The sequence below is a fragment of the Enterococcus sp. HMSC072F02 genome, assembly GCF_001837725.1.
GTDB classification, from domain to species: Bacteria; Bacillota; Bacilli; order Lactobacillales; family Enterococcaceae; genus Enterococcus_B; species Enterococcus_B lactis.
The window spans coordinates 1-13,510 of sequence record NZ_KV833904.1; the positions used below are offsets into that span (position 1 = coordinate 1).

Sequence of the window (13,510 nt, forward strand, 5' to 3'; positions counted from 1 at the left end):
TTTTATTCTAGCTTAATTTGACAAATCATATATTTAAAATCATAGAAATGTCTAATCAAAAAAATATAAAAATTATTTTGCGTACATATGATTAAAGAAAGGAGAGTGTGACACATGGAAACAGAATGGCAAAGACGTGAAAGAAAAAAACAGAAAAAAGAAGAGATGTTACAATTATGTCAATTATTAGATGTAAAAGACTGGGACAAAAACGAGCAGATTGCACAAAAAGTACGATCAATCATCCATAAAGAGGAAAAAGTTAAAAATAAAGACACGCGTAGAACTGAAAATGAAAAGAGAAAAGTACAAAAGAAAAGAGAAAAATCAAAAAGCTAGAAAGAAAAAGAGGCTGGGACAGAAGCGTTTAACTCCAAGAAATAAGAAGAAATTCACGAAAATTGCTTTTCAAATTTTTGTGAATTTCAGCTTATTTCCGAAGGAGTTGCTTCTGCTTCCGCCGTTTATACGTGTTTAGAGCGTGAGACAAAAGTGTTCTTTACTTTTGTCCCACGCTCTTTAATTATTATGTTCAAAATTTGTTTACACGGCTAATGTAGCGCCTAATTCATGTTTTGGAATCGAGATCTCAACAAGGCCTGCCAATTCGATTACTTTGATTTCATCCTCGTGGTAAACGGCGTCTTTGATTTTATCTAAGAAATAATTTTTAGCATCTTCGATTTCTTTCGGCTGGATTTTACGTTTGTCATTGATCAGCAGAATTTCATTATGTTCAGGGGCTTCAGTGTAGACAATAGTGGTATTTCCGGCTGTGTAGACCTTGACTAGATGGGCATCAGTGTTTTCAAGCTGGTTTAATACAAGACGGGAATGGCTGTTTGTTACATTTACCAATTTCATGGCGCTCACCTCTTTTATGTATTTTTAATTGCTTGTTTCTCTTATTATAATTTCTTTTTTATAAAATGAACAGTATTTTGACTTTTCTGAAAAAAGAATGAGACGGCATTTCTCAAAGAAATACCGTCTCACGCTATAAAACTGGATTTATTCAGCCGTTTCTTCGGCTGATTCTTTTGCCAAACGTTCTGGTTTAGAAGTAACGATGATTTTTCCATCTTTATCCAGTTTTGCTTTCAACTCATGGATAGAAGGGTGATCAAGATAAAATTCAGCGATACCATCTTCGATTTGTTCTTGGATCGTGCGTCGAAGAGGACGAGCACCCATAGATGGATCATAGCCTAAGTCAACTAATTTTTCTTTGACATTCGTAGGAACTTCGATGTGAAGTTGCTGTGCTGCCAGCATTTGGTTGACATCGTCTAGCATTAGTGTGACGATTGTCATCAAGTTTTCTTTTGATAATGCACTGAATTCGATGATCCCGTCAAAACGGTTCAGAAATTCTGGTGTAAAGTAGTTGTTTAATTGGTTCAATACAGAACGAGTAACACCTTCGCGTGCCGCACCAAAACCAACGTTTGCTTCTACTTTACCAGTTCCGGCATTACTTGTCATAATGATGATCGTATCTTTAAAGCTGACCGTTCTTCCTTGTGCATCTGTCAATCGACCATCATCTAAGATTTGCAAGAACATATGCAAAACATCTGGATGAGCTTTTTCTACTTCATCTAACAAGACAAGACTGTAAGGATTTCTCCGTACTTTTTCTGTTAATTGACCAGCTTCTTCGTATCCGACATAACCTGGAGGAGAACCAATCAATTTAGAGACACTATGTTTTTCCATATATTCAGACATATCGAAACGAATCATTGAATCTTGTGAACCGAATAGTTCGTAGGCAAGTTGTTTCGCAAGCTCTGTTTTACCTACACCAGTTGGACCAACAAATAAGAAGGAGCCGATTGGACGATTCTGTTTGTTTAATCCAACACGGTTTCGGCGAATCGCTTTCGCTACTCGATCTACAGCGTTATCTTGTCCGATGACATGAGCTTTCAAGTCATCTGCTAAGTTTTTCAGTTGTGTCTGTTCTTTTTCTTTTAATTCACCCACTGGAATACCTGTCCGTTGTTCAACGATTTTTTCCATATCTTTTTCGGTAATCACAGGTGTTTCCTCTTCAGTGAGCTGACGTTCTTTCATTTTTTGAAGTTTATTGATCTGATCGCGATAATAAGCTGCTTTTTCGAAATCTTCTTCTCGAGAAGCTAAAACTTTTTGTTCTTCTGCTTCTTGCAGTTTTTTCTCGATTGTTTTAGGATCAACGATTTGGATCGTCAAGTTTTTCTTAGAACCTGTTTCATCTAGCAAATCGATGGCTTTATCCGGCAAGAAGCGATCTTGGACATAACGATTGGATAAAGTTGCGGCTGCTTCGATGGCCTCATCAGTATATTTTACATGATGATAGTCTTCATAACGTTTTTGCAAACCTTTCAAAATACTAATCGTTTCTTCGACAGTTGGTTCATCTACCCGTACAGGTTGCATACGACGTTCTAAAGCAGCGTCTTTTTCGATGATGCGGTACTCGTTTAAGGTAGTAGCACCAACCATTTGCAATTCTCCTCGAGCTAAAGCTGGTTTTAAAATATTACCAGCATCCATATTTCCATCACCAGCAGAACCAGCACCGACGATTTCGTGAACTTCATCTATGAATAGGATCACATTTTCTGCTTGACGGATCTCTTCAATCAATTTTTGCATACGTTCTTCAAATTGTCCTCGTATACCAGTACCTTGGACTAAAGATACGACATCTAAACGAATGACTTCTTTGTCCATTAATTTTTGCGGTACATCACCATCTACGATTTTTTGTGCTAAACCTTCAACAACTGCTGTTTTACCAACACCTGGTTCTCCAATCAAGACAGGATTGTTCTTGGTTCGGCGATTTAAAATTTCAATGACTCGTTTGATTTCGTCATCGCGTCCGATCACAGGATCGATATCACCTTGTCGTGCTTGTTCTGTGATATTGATTCCATATTCTCCCAATAAACCTTCTGTATTGCCTTGAGGTGGCTGACCACCATTGAAGTTGTTGTTTCCGCCAAATTGTGTTGGTGGTGTTTGCTCATAATTTCCTTGCTGTTGCATTTGGCGAGACATGGAACGGAAAAGATCGTCCAAACTGCCAAATCCAAATGGATCGTTTTGGGCCATATTAGTCAGACCTCCATTTTGTTGATTTTTGATTTTTTGATAACAGCTCTGACAATAATCAAGTTGTGTCCGCTGACCATTGACAGTGGCATACAAGTGAATCGTTGCCTCATTCTTGCCGCAGTTTTGACAAAGCATGAATCATTCACGTCCTTTCACAAAAATGGGTACATCCATATTTTACATCTCGTTTTTCATGAGGTAAAAGAATAACCCCTAGTTTTTTAAGAGATTTATGAGGTAGAAAAGGTGAAATTTATATTGACCATTCCTGACCTTTGACTCTTATTATACTAAAAATAAAAAGGGAAGCAAGTAATTCGTTTCATATGAAAACAAAGAGGGTCAAAGGAAAGAATGATAAACGTCAGGAGAAGAGAAAGCGACAAGAAAAAGAAAATAAACATGTTTGTTATAAAATGTGAAGAAAAGGATGAAAAAGAATCCGGAATAATTTGAATACTTTTATCTGAAATTGAATGAAAACTGTTGTATCTAACGAAAAAAAATGTTAATCTTTACAGATGAAAGGGTGGCATTTGTTAGGATTCTCTGAATTACTAAAAAAGAAAACCCTCACATAAAAACAACACTCACTTAAAGGAGACCGATTAATATGGAAAAGAAAGAATTTCACGTAGTAGCAGAAACTGGGATCCACGCTCGTCCAGCTACACTATTAGTACAAACAGCAAGCAAATTTAACTCTGATGTAAACTTAGAGTATAAAGGTAAATCAGTAAACTTGAAATCAATCATGGGCGTTATGTCTTTAGGTGTAGGTCAAGGTTCTGATGTTACTATTACTGCAGAAGGTGCTGACGAAGCTGATGCAATGGCAGCAATCGTTGAAACAATGAAGAAAGAAGGCTTATCTGAATAATGGTTGAAATGCTAAAAGGGATTGCCGCTAGTGACGGTGTAGCCGTTGCAAAAGCTTACCTGCTAGTTCAACCGGATTTAACATTCAGTAAGGCAACAGTAGAAGATACTGCGGCTGAAGAAGCTCGTTTGGATGCTGCATTAGCTAAATCTACTGAAGAATTGCAGCAAATTCGTGAAAAAGCAGCGCAAAGCTTAGGTGAAGCAGAAGCGCAAGTATTTGATGCCCATTTGATGGTTCTTTCAGATCCAGAAATGGTAGGTCAAATCAAGCAAAATATTAAAGACAACAGCGTAAATGCTGAATCAGCGCTAAAAGAAGTAACGGATATGTATATCGGTATGTTCGAAGCAATGGAAGATAATGCTTATATGCAAGAGCGTGCTGCAGACATTCGTGACGTTGCTAAACGTATTTTAGCGCACTTATTAGGCGTTACTTTACCAAATCCATCAATGATCGACGAAGAAGTGGTCGTTGTTGCACATGACTTGACTCCAAGTGATACAGCACAATTAGATCGCAATTTTGTAAAAGCGTTTGTAACAGACATTGGTGGACGTACTTCACATTCTGCTATCATGGCACGTTCTTTAGAAATTCCAGCAATCGTTGGGACAAAAGAAATTACTGCTAAAGTCAAAGAAGGCGATATTTTGGCTGTCAACGGGATCGAAGGCGATGTAATCATCGATCCTACAGATGAACAAAAAGCTGAATTTGAAAAAGCAGGTGCAGATTACGCAGCACAAAAAGCAGAATGGGAAAAATTAAAAAATGCAGAAACTGTCACAGCTGACGGCAAGCATTTTGAATTAGCTGCAAACATCGGAACACCAAAAGATCTAGTTGGTGTCCATAATAATGGTGGAGAAGCAGTTGGTCTGTACCGTACTGAATTCCTGTATATGGATTCTCCAGACTTCCCAACAGAAGATGACCAATATGAAGCTTATAAAGCTGTATTAGAAGGTATGGAAGGAAAACCTGTAGTTGTTCGTACAATGGACATCGGTGGAGATAAAGAACTACCATATCTGCAATTACCTCATGAAATGAATCCATTCTTAGGATATCGTGCATTGCGTATCAGTTTATCTGAACAAGGCGATGAAATGTTCCGTACACAAATGCGTGCATTGCTTCGTGCATCTGTTCATGGTAACTTACGTATCATGTTCCCTATGGTAGCTACACTCAAAGAATTCCGCGCAGCAAAAGCGATCTTTGAAGAAGAAAAACAAAAATTGATCAGTGAAGGCAAGGAAGTATCTGATACGATCCAAGTCGGCATCATGATCGAGATTCCAGCAGCAGCAGTCTTAGCAGACAAGTTTGCAAAAGAAGTAGATTTCTTCTCTGTAGGTACAAACGATTTGATTCAATACACAATGGCAGCAGACCGTATGAACGAACGCGTTTCTTACTTGTACCAACCATATAACCCATCAATTTTACGTTTGATCAAAAATGTAATTGATGCAGCACACGCTGAAGGAAAATGGGCAGGTATGTGTGGAGAAATGGCTGGAGATCAAACAGCTGTTCCATTGCTAGTAGGTATGGGTCTAGATGAGTTCTCAATGAGTGCGACATCTATTCTTAAAACGCGTAGTTTAATGAAACGCTTGGACACAGCGAAAATGGCTGAACTTGCTGATCGTGCATTGAAAGAATGCGATACGATGGAAGAAGTCGTTGAACTTGTTCATGAATATGTAAAATAAACAACGTATCAAAAGCTGGTGTGGCTTGTAAAAGAGCTACGCCAGTTTTTTTGTTCTTTTTTAAGAAAAAGTTTTCGTCAGTAAGAATAGACAAAAATAGGGCTTAAGTTTGAGTGACAGTTTGTAGGCTATGTTATACTATATAAGTGAAGGGGGACGTAAGGTGAAGGTATTATTATATTTTGAAAGTGAAAAGATGCTTGCAAAATCTGGAATCGGGCGTGCGCTTGATCATCAAAAACGTGCTCTGACGGAAGTCGGTATCTCTTATACACTAGATGAAAAAGAAGATTATGACATCCTGCACATCAATACATACGGAATCAATAGTCATAACATGGTCAATAAAGCCAGAAGAGAAGGAAAAAAAGTTGTCTATCATGCGCATTCTACAGAGGAAGATTTCCGAAATTCCTTTATCGGATCGAACCAGCTTTCTCCTATCGTAAAAAAATATCTGGTAGGATTGTACCAAAAAGCGGACTATCTGATCACGCCAACACCTTATTCAAAACAGTTGTTGGAAAGCTATGGTATCCGTGTGCCGATTCAAGCTATTTCCAATGGGATCGACTTAGAGAAATATCGCCCTGATCCAATGAAAGAACAAAAGTTCAGAGAATATTTCAAACTGTCTCCGGATCAAAAAGTAATCATTTGTGTCGGTTTGTTTTTCGAACGTAAAGGAATCATTGATTTCGTAGAAATTGCTAAGAAGATGCCCGAATACACATTTATTTGGTTTGGCCATGTTCCCATGTACTCGATTCCTCGGAACATCCGGAAAATTGTAAAAGAAGATCATCCTGAAAATGTCCTGTTTCCTGGATACATTCGTGGAGAGATCATAGAAGGTGCGTATTCAGGTGCAGACCTATTCTTTTTCCCTTCTTATGAAGAGACAGAAGGGATCGTTGTTTTAGAAGCTTTAGCAAGCAAACAAAACGTACTTGTTCGAGATATTCCAGTGTATAATGGCTGGTTAGAAGATAGCAAGAACTGCTATATGGGGAAGACAAACGAAGAATTTATCCGACTGATCCAACAGATTACCAATCAAGAACTACCGAGTACGACACAAGCCGGTTATCAAACAGCAAAAGAGCGAAGTATCAATAAAATCGGTGAAGAACTTAAAAATGTATACGAAAGTGTACTGAATGAAAAAGTCTCTAGCAAATTAAAAAAAGTAAATCAGATCAAGGACTAGTTTGGAGGCGAAAAACATGAAAATCGGCTTTTTTACCGATACCTACTTTCCGCAAGTCAGCGGAGTTGCTACATCGATCAAAACATTAAAACAAGAATTAGAAAGACATGGGCATGAAGTCTATATTTTTACAACGACCGATCCTAATGCGGATAAGTTGGAAAAAGATGTGATTCGAATGCCAAGTGTACCATTTATTTCTTTCAAGGATCGAAGAGTTGTTGTTAGAGGCATGTGGTATGCTTATTTGGTTGCCAAAGAACTAGAACTAGATCTTATTCATACCCATACAGAATTCGGAGCAGGGATACTTGGGAAGATGGTAGCTAAGAAGTTGAAAATACCTCTGATCCATACTTACCATACGATGTATGAAGACTACCTTCATTATATCGGTAAAGGAAAAGTGATCAGGCAATCCCATGTAAAATACTTGTCTAGATTATTTGCAAATCATACGACAGGTGTAGTTTGTCCAAGTGAACGTGTTATTGATACATTACGCAGCTATGGTGTAATAGCACCGCTTCGCGTGATTCCTACTGGTATCGACATTGAAAAATTCAAACGTTCTGATATCACTCAGCAGGATATCAGCAAATTAAGGGAGTCACTAGGTCTTCAGGAAAACCATTTGATGATTCTTTCTTTAAGCAGGATTTCTTATGAGAAAAATATCCAAGCCTTGATTAATGGGTTTCCTCAGGTCATCTCCGCTTATCCTAACGCCAGATTAGTTATCGTAGGAAAAGGACCTTATGTAGAAGAGTTAGAGGAATTGATCTCAGAACTGCAGTTAGAAGAATTTGTGCAGTTCACAGGAGAAGTGGACAACAATGATGTAGCACTTTATTATAAAGCGGCAGATTATTTTGTCAGTGCTTCTACTTCAGAAACACAAGGGCTTACTTATACAGAAGCGATGGCAGCCGGAACACCTTGTGTCGTGGAAGGAAATGCTTATTTGAACCGATTGTTCGATCATCCTTCATTAGGGAAAACTTTTGAAACCGACGAAGACTTTGCACCAGCACTTATTGATTATATTTCCAGTGAAGTTCCTAAAGATCCAAAAGTTTTAGAAGCTAAACTTTATGATATTTCATCTACACATTTCGGCGAAGCTATGATCGAATTTTATCAAGACATGGTTGTTTATCATGAAGAAGAGATGCGAAGAAAAGAAGAAGAAGACTCGATTGAACGAATCAAAATAAAATTAAATTCATTTAAAAGATAAAATTCAAACATTTTTTATGAAAAAATCCTTGTTTCTAGCGTATACTAGCATAGAAGCAAGGATTTTTGATTTTTAGGAGGTCGAAAAAATGAAACTTGGTTTTATCGGAACAGGCGTCATGGGAAGTGCTGTCGCACGCCATCTACTAGAAGCAGGACACGAAGTAGCTGTCTATAATCGGACAAAAGCAAAAGCTGATCCTTTAGTAACAGAAGGAGCTATCTGGGCAGATACACCAAAAGCGGTAGCAGAACAAAGTAATATTCTCTTTACAATGGTAGGTTACCCCAAAGATGTAGAAGAAATCTACTATGGACAGTCGGGGATTTTTTCTGCAGATATCTCAGGACATATTTTAGTTGACTTGACTACAAGTACACCAAGCCTGGCAGAAAAAATTGCAAAAACAGCAAAAGAAAAAGGCGCAGATGCGTTAGATGCACCGGTATCCGGTGGTGACTTAGGAGCAAAGAATGGTACACTGACGATCATGGTCGGTGGAGAAGAAGCCGTTTATGATCAAGTACTGCCTTTATTCAAAGAATTTGGTACGACATTTACATTGCATGGTTCTGCTGGGAAAGGTCAGCATACAAAAATGGCTAATCAGATCATGATTGCAGGTACGATGACAGGAATGACGGAAATGCTTGTCTATGCACAAAAAAACGGACTTGATTTAAAGAAAGTGATTGAGACGCTTTCAGGTGGAAGTGCAGCTAACTGGTCTTTAAGCAATTATTCTCCTCGTATTTTAAAAGAAGATTACACACCTGGTTTTTTTGTCAAACATTTTATCAAAGATTTAAAGATTGCATTAGAAGAAGCAGAAAAAATGGACCTTGTATTGCCAGCAACTACCCAAGCATTGAAACTATATGAAGAGTTGGCAGATAAAGGTTTTGAGAATGACGGAACCCAAGCTTTGATCAAACTTTGGTGGCCTGAAGGAAAAATACCAGAAAAAAAATCATAAAAAACGAGTTTTTTTAGAGAAAATCAATGCAAGTAGGCTATGCTTTTGATACAATATAACAGAAATAAGAAAAGGAGGACCTCCGATGACACATTCACAATTAGTCGCAATCATAAAACGACTGGAGGCTATGGTCGAGTCAGCAGATAATGAACTGCAAGTTCGCCGTTTTGAAAAAGAAGGCGTAGAGAAGTGTACAGTAACTTATGATAAAGCGACCGATACATTTGAATTAACTGAAACAGATACTCATCAGCAATACGAATTTGATAATATCGATATCGTAGCGATGGAAATCTATGACTTAATCCAATAAATTTTAGGATAATTGACATTTGAAGTTGAAGATGCCTAAAAGAAGCCGAGAAGCAACTAATTTAGTTGCTTTTCAGCTTCTTTTTTGTTTAACAGTTCAATTTCAGACTGTTCTTTTTCTAATTTTTTGCGGTAACTGATCAAGATTTGTACAGGATCGATTTCTTCTTTTGATAATTGACGTTTCAAAGATAAATGAGCTTCTTTCTTTTCATAATAGAAGTCAGGAGAAACGTCACCAGAGGCAATCATTTTTTCTACAAGTTGACCATAACAAACGAGGTAGTGCTTTTTCTGACTCTCATCTGCTGCTAATGGCATGCTGAAGGTGAGCGATGGTGTTCTTAAAAACTGCTTTTGTTCCTGGATCCGTCTAATAAAATAAGTAACTAATTCGATATCTTTTTGAAGCATACCGGCTTTTTCGAAATTCAACTGATAGATGAAATGTTGTTGTCTTTTTTTCAAGTAAGTCAGTAGCTTTTTGTTTCGGCCTTGAAACAGCCCTTGGAGTTCCTTTTTTTTCTGTTCAAAAGTCATTTCCTGTAGGTCAGGAAGCTGGACACGCAAAGCTAACAAACTAATTTCAGACAACCAAGGCATTTGATAAGTTTCTTCCATTATACGCAAAATAGACGGCATTTTTTTATAGAGACGAAAAGGCCCGTATGTTCGAGCCGTAGGAGTATCTGTTAATACAAATCCCTTATTGGTAATATGTACATAATTATAATTACTGAAATAATTCATTTGTCGGTTATAAAAAGGTCGGTAATGTTGGATCAATTGACACTCGAGCAATAAAGCATCTAATTCCGTGTCTACTACGACGAAATCAAAATCTGTTATATGATGAATCATGCGTAATACTTTTTTCGAATGCTGTTTATTCTGATGAAAATAGCTGCTTACTCTATTTTTGAGCCGTTTTGCTTTACCAACATAGATGACCTTACCATCTCGGTCTTTCATAAGATAGACACCCGGCAGCATGGGGAGAGTTTTCATTTTTTCTTTTAACATAGGATCTCCTTTTACGCTTTGAATAAAAAGACTATAACAAATTTTGAAATAATGGACAAGTTTTAGGGAATTATATAGTTCTGTTCACAGAAAATACTTTGATAATCAAAATATGTGAGATAGATGATTTTTCTAATAAAAGAAATTATAAATGCTGATTTATCAGTTGTTTTAAATGAGTAAAATCTTAAAAAAAGCTCATATAGTAAAAAAATGATCTTTTAAGGTTGCATTTTGAAAAAAGTTAAGATATAGTTTGAACATCAAAAGATTTGATAATCAAACTAATTAGTGGACGGTGGAACATGGAACCAGATTTAAAAACAGTAAATGATTATCTTGTTAGTGTCTTCAATGATATTTTGACAATCGAAGAGTCTGAGCTGAAAAAATCTCAATTCAAAGATCTGTCAATCACAGAGATGCACACGATCGAGGCAATCGGGATGTACAAGAAAAAAACAACTTCAGAAGTAGCCAAAGAACTATCAATTACTGTTGGGACCTTGACCACTGCTATTAACAAGTTAGTAAAAAAAGGCTATGTCGAACGTATCCGCAGTGAAGATGACCGCCGCGTTGTAAAGTTGGGACTAACGAAAAAAGGAAAGTTACTATTTCGGGTCCATCAGCATTTTCATCGTGAAATGGTCAAGAACATCTTAGACGGAATGGCTACGGAGGAACAGCATGCCTTGCTGGATGCACTGAAAAACTTGCACGACTTCTTGCAAGACTATAAGTGAGGATATTTAATGGAACAATTTGGAATGATTACTGCAACAGCCAGCGTCCTTCCTGAAAAGATTATTACTAATAATGATCTTTCCAAGATGATGGATACCTCTGATGAATGGATTTCGTCAAGGACGGGTATTCGTGAACGAAGATGTGTAACAAATCAGGAGACTTCTGATTTATGCATTTTAGTGGCGGAAAAATTGATAAAACAGAAAAATCTAAACCCTAAAGATTTGGATTTTATTTTAGTAGCAACAATGTCGCCCGATTACACGACACCATCTGTAGCAGCACAAGTACAAGGGAAATTGGGAGCAACTCATGCTATCGCTTTTGATATCAGTGCTGCGTGCTCAGGATTTGTTTATGCGTTAAGTATGGCTGAAAAAATGATCCGCTGCGGCTCAACTAAGGGACTGGTGATTGGTGGTGAAACACTATCTAAGCTAATCGATTGGTCTGATCGTACGACTGCTGTGTTGTTTGGCGATGGAGCAGGTGGGATTCTCTTAGAAGCGAATCCACAGAAAAAATTGCTGAAAGAAAAATTAGCAGCTGACGGAACCAGAAGTAGCTCATTGACCGCTGGCTACCAGCAAAATAAAAATCCGTTCTATTCAGAAGATTCAGAAGGTTCGTATTATTTGCAAATGACTGGCAGAGATATTTTTGATTTTGCCGTACGAGACGTTGCAAACAATATCCAAGAAGTCATGAAAGACAAACCAGTTGATTATCTGCTTTTGCATCAGGCAAACCTCAGAATTATTGAGAAAATTGCCCGAAAAGTAAAGATGCCGCAAGAAAAGTTCCTGACCAATATGGATAAATATGGGAATACATCTGCTGCAAGCATCCCTATCTTATTGGATGAAGCAGTTTCTAGTGGAAAGATCACCTTGGGAAAACAGCAGAAAGTAATATTTACAGGCTATGGCGGAGGTTTAACATGGGGAAGTATTCTCATGGAGTTGTAGACTGTTAAATTATAAAAATAAAAAGCAAACAATATCGGAGGAATATATTATTATGGTATTCGAAAAAATTCAAGAAATCATCGCAGAAGAATTAGGAAAAGAAACTGAAGAAATCAAATTGACTACTGACATCCAAGAAGACTTAGAAGCTGACAGCTTGGATTTATTCCAAATCATCAATGAAATCGAAGATGAATTTGACGTGAAAATCGAAACAGAAGACGGAATCAAAACGGTTCAAGATTTAGTGACTTACGTAGAAAAACAAACTGCATAATCATTAAAATTAGGTTGGGGGCTGGGACATTTCCTGAAATAGGAATGTCTCGGCCTTTTTGAATAAAAAGAATCAAACATATATTCTGGATATATTGGAGAAAAACATGAAAACAGCATTCTTATTTAGTGGCCAAGGTGCACAATATCAAGGTATGGGAAAAGATTTGTATGAAGAAGTCATTGTAAAGCAGACATTTGATGAAGCAAGTGAAATTCTTGGCTACGATATGGCTGAACTTTGCTTTACAGAAAATGAACATTTGGATCAGACGCAATATACACAGCCAGCTATTCTAACAGTCAGCATCGCATATTATCGCTTATTGAAGGAGCACGGAATCATCCCAGATGCAGCTTTAGGACTGAGTTTAGGAGAATATTCGGCATTAGTAGCTAGTAATGCGTTATCCTTCACTGAAGCAGTTGCGTTAGTAGCAAAAAGAGGCGCTTATATGACAGAAGCGGCCCCAGCTGGAAGCGGGAAAATGGTTGCAGTGATGAATGCGCCGATTGAAACGATCGAGGAAAGCTGTCATGAAGCTAGTAAGTACGGCATCGTATCTCCTGCAAATTATAATACACCTCAGCAGATCGTGATTGGTGGCGAAGAAAAAGCAGTAGACGAAGCTGTTTTACTATTAAAAGAAAAAGGGTTCAAAAGAATGATCCCTCTAAATGTCAGCGGGCCTTTTCATACAGCTATTTTAGAACCGGCAGCAAAAAAACTGGCGAAGGACCTAAGTCAGATTCAATTCTCTGAACCTTCTTTTCCTATCATAAGCAACACAACAACGGAAATAATGAAGAAAGAAACGATCGCGGGACTACTTGAACAGCAAGTCATGCAACCTGTTCGTTTCTATGAGAGTATCCATAAGTTAAAAACAATCGGCATCGAGCAAGTCATCGAAGTCGGCCCCGGAAAAGTATTAAGCGGATTTATGAAAAAAATCGATAAAACAATATCAGTTCTGCGTGTTGAGAATAAGCAGACATTTGATGAAACAATAGCAATACTATAAGGAGGAACG

At 37.6% G+C, this 13,510-nt stretch carries 14 protein-coding genes; 11 read left to right on the forward strand and 3 right to left on the reverse strand.

The annotated features are described in order from the left end of the window. The first annotated feature begins 114 nt into the window (after positions 1 to 114). Positions 115 to 339: a hypothetical protein gene (locus tag HMPREF2731_RS02140; RefSeq protein WP_002290824.1), complete on the forward strand. Its 225-nt coding sequence runs from the start codon at positions 115 to 117 to the stop codon at positions 337 to 339. Positions 340 to 543: 204 nt separating this feature from the next. Here the strand turns inward: HMPREF2731_RS02140 and HMPREF2731_RS02145 are convergent, their stop codons facing one another. Beyond that, entirely contained in the window at positions 544 to 864 is a 321-nt protein-coding gene (locus tag HMPREF2731_RS02145) for a DUF1827 family protein (protein ID WP_002290825.1), read from the reverse strand. A 147-nt stretch (positions 865 to 1,011) separates the two neighbouring features. Then, entirely contained in the window at positions 1,012 to 3,246 is a 2,235-nt protein-coding gene (locus tag HMPREF2731_RS02150; protein ID WP_002287598.1) for an ATP-dependent Clp protease ATP-binding subunit, read from the reverse strand. A gap of 478 nt (positions 3,247 to 3,724) precedes the next feature. Between HMPREF2731_RS02150 and HMPREF2731_RS02155 the strand changes: the two genes are divergently transcribed. The 6 genes from HMPREF2731_RS02155 (at position 3,725) to HMPREF2731_RS02180 (ending at position 9,460) form a co-directional block, all read left to right on the forward strand. Beyond that, the gene (locus HMPREF2731_RS02155) at positions 3,725 to 3,991 is read left to right on the forward strand and encodes a phosphocarrier protein HPr (protein ID WP_002287602.1); all 267 of its coding nucleotides are present in this window, start codon (positions 3,725 to 3,727) and stop codon (positions 3,989 to 3,991) included. After that, a complete protein-coding gene (gene ptsP, locus HMPREF2731_RS02160; RefSeq protein ID WP_002290826.1) occupies positions 3,991 to 5,718 on the forward strand; it encodes a phosphoenolpyruvate--protein phosphotransferase in 1,728 nt (575 codons plus the stop codon). Before HMPREF2731_RS02155 ends, ptsP begins: the two co-directional genes overlap by 1 nt. A gap of 163 nt (positions 5,719 to 5,881) precedes the next feature. Further along, positions 5,882 to 6,928 (forward strand): LTA glycolipid anchor biosynthesis glycosyltransferase, IagA/BgsA family, encoded by a 1,047-nt coding sequence (locus HMPREF2731_RS02165; RefSeq protein ID WP_002319376.1) that lies wholly within the window; start codon positions 5,882 to 5,884, stop codon positions 6,926 to 6,928. A 16-nt stretch (positions 6,929 to 6,944) separates the two neighbouring features. Beyond that, positions 6,945 to 8,168 carry a glycosyltransferase family 4 protein gene (locus HMPREF2731_RS02170; RefSeq protein ID WP_002287605.1) on the forward strand — a complete coding sequence of 408 codons (1,224 nt, stop codon included), beginning with the start codon at positions 6,945 to 6,947 and terminating at the stop codon, positions 8,166 to 8,168. A gap of 88 nt (positions 8,169 to 8,256) precedes the next feature. Then, entirely contained in the window at positions 8,257 to 9,144 is an 888-nt protein-coding gene (locus HMPREF2731_RS02175; protein ID WP_002287606.1) for an NAD(P)-dependent oxidoreductase, read from the forward strand. Between the two features lie 85 nt (positions 9,145 to 9,229). Next, complete coding sequence (locus HMPREF2731_RS02180; RefSeq protein WP_002287607.1) at positions 9,230 to 9,460, forward strand: YkuJ family protein; 231 nt, start codon at positions 9,230 to 9,232, stop codon at positions 9,458 to 9,460. Positions 9,461 to 9,516: 56 nt separating this feature from the next. On the opposite strand, the gene HMPREF2731_RS02185 is transcribed toward HMPREF2731_RS02180, so the two are convergent. Beyond that, entirely contained in the window at positions 9,517 to 10,482 is a 966-nt protein-coding gene (locus tag HMPREF2731_RS02185) for a GIY-YIG nuclease family protein (RefSeq protein ID WP_070872241.1), read from the reverse strand. 305 nt (positions 10,483 to 10,787) lie between these two features. Here HMPREF2731_RS02185 and HMPREF2731_RS02190 point away from each other — a divergent pair, with 305 nt between their 5' ends. From HMPREF2731_RS02190 to fabD, 4 genes are all read left to right on the forward strand, one after another. Continuing rightward, positions 10,788 to 11,228: a fatty acid biosynthesis transcriptional regulator FabT gene (locus tag HMPREF2731_RS02190; protein WP_002287610.1), complete on the forward strand. Its 441-nt coding sequence runs from the start codon at positions 10,788 to 10,790 to the stop codon at positions 11,226 to 11,228. 9 nt (positions 11,229 to 11,237) lie between these two features. Next, entirely contained in the window at positions 11,238 to 12,200 is a 963-nt protein-coding gene (locus tag HMPREF2731_RS02195; protein ID WP_002287612.1) for a beta-ketoacyl-ACP synthase III, read from the forward strand. Between the two features lie 52 nt (positions 12,201 to 12,252). Continuing rightward, complete coding sequence (locus HMPREF2731_RS02200; RefSeq protein WP_002287614.1) at positions 12,253 to 12,477, forward strand: acyl carrier protein; 225 nt, start codon at positions 12,253 to 12,255, stop codon at positions 12,475 to 12,477. Between the two features lie 106 nt (positions 12,478 to 12,583). Further along, the gene (gene fabD, locus HMPREF2731_RS02205) at positions 12,584 to 13,501 is read left to right on the forward strand and encodes an ACP S-malonyltransferase (protein WP_002329057.1); all 918 of its coding nucleotides are present in this window, start codon (positions 12,584 to 12,586) and stop codon (positions 13,499 to 13,501) included. The last annotated feature ends 9 nt before the right edge of the window (positions 13,502 to 13,510 follow it).

Coding starts and splice junctions, on each gene's coding strand:
- HMPREF2731_RS02140 (WP_002290824.1), top strand. CDS start 115: ATGGAAACAGAATGGCAAAGACGTGAAAGAAAAAAACAGAAAAAAGAA.
- HMPREF2731_RS02145 (WP_002290825.1), bottom strand. CDS start 864: ATGAAATTGGTAAATGTAACAAACAGCCATTCCCGTCTTGTATTAAAC.
- HMPREF2731_RS02150 (WP_002287598.1), bottom strand. CDS start 3,246: ATGCTTTGTCAAAACTGCGGCAAGAATGAGGCAACGATTCACTTGTAT.
- HMPREF2731_RS02155 (WP_002287602.1), top strand. CDS start 3,725: ATGGAAAAGAAAGAATTTCACGTAGTAGCAGAAACTGGGATCCACGCT.
- ptsP (WP_002290826.1), top strand. CDS start 3,991: ATGGTTGAAATGCTAAAAGGGATTGCCGCTAGTGACGGTGTAGCCGTT.
- HMPREF2731_RS02170 (WP_002287605.1), top strand. CDS start 6,945: ATGAAAATCGGCTTTTTTACCGATACCTACTTTCCGCAAGTCAGCGGA.
- HMPREF2731_RS02175 (WP_002287606.1), top strand. CDS start 8,257: ATGAAACTTGGTTTTATCGGAACAGGCGTCATGGGAAGTGCTGTCGCA.
- HMPREF2731_RS02180 (WP_002287607.1), top strand. CDS start 9,230: ATGACACATTCACAATTAGTCGCAATCATAAAACGACTGGAGGCTATG.
- HMPREF2731_RS02185 (WP_070872241.1), bottom strand. CDS start 10,482: ATGTTAAAAGAAAAAATGAAAACTCTCCCCATGCTGCCGGGTGTCTAT.
- HMPREF2731_RS02190 (WP_002287610.1), top strand. CDS start 10,788: ATGGAACCAGATTTAAAAACAGTAAATGATTATCTTGTTAGTGTCTTC.
- HMPREF2731_RS02195 (WP_002287612.1), top strand. CDS start 11,238: ATGGAACAATTTGGAATGATTACTGCAACAGCCAGCGTCCTTCCTGAA.
- HMPREF2731_RS02200 (WP_002287614.1), top strand. CDS start 12,253: ATGGTATTCGAAAAAATTCAAGAAATCATCGCAGAAGAATTAGGAAAA.
- fabD (WP_002329057.1), top strand. CDS start 12,584: ATGAAAACAGCATTCTTATTTAGTGGCCAAGGTGCACAATATCAAGGT.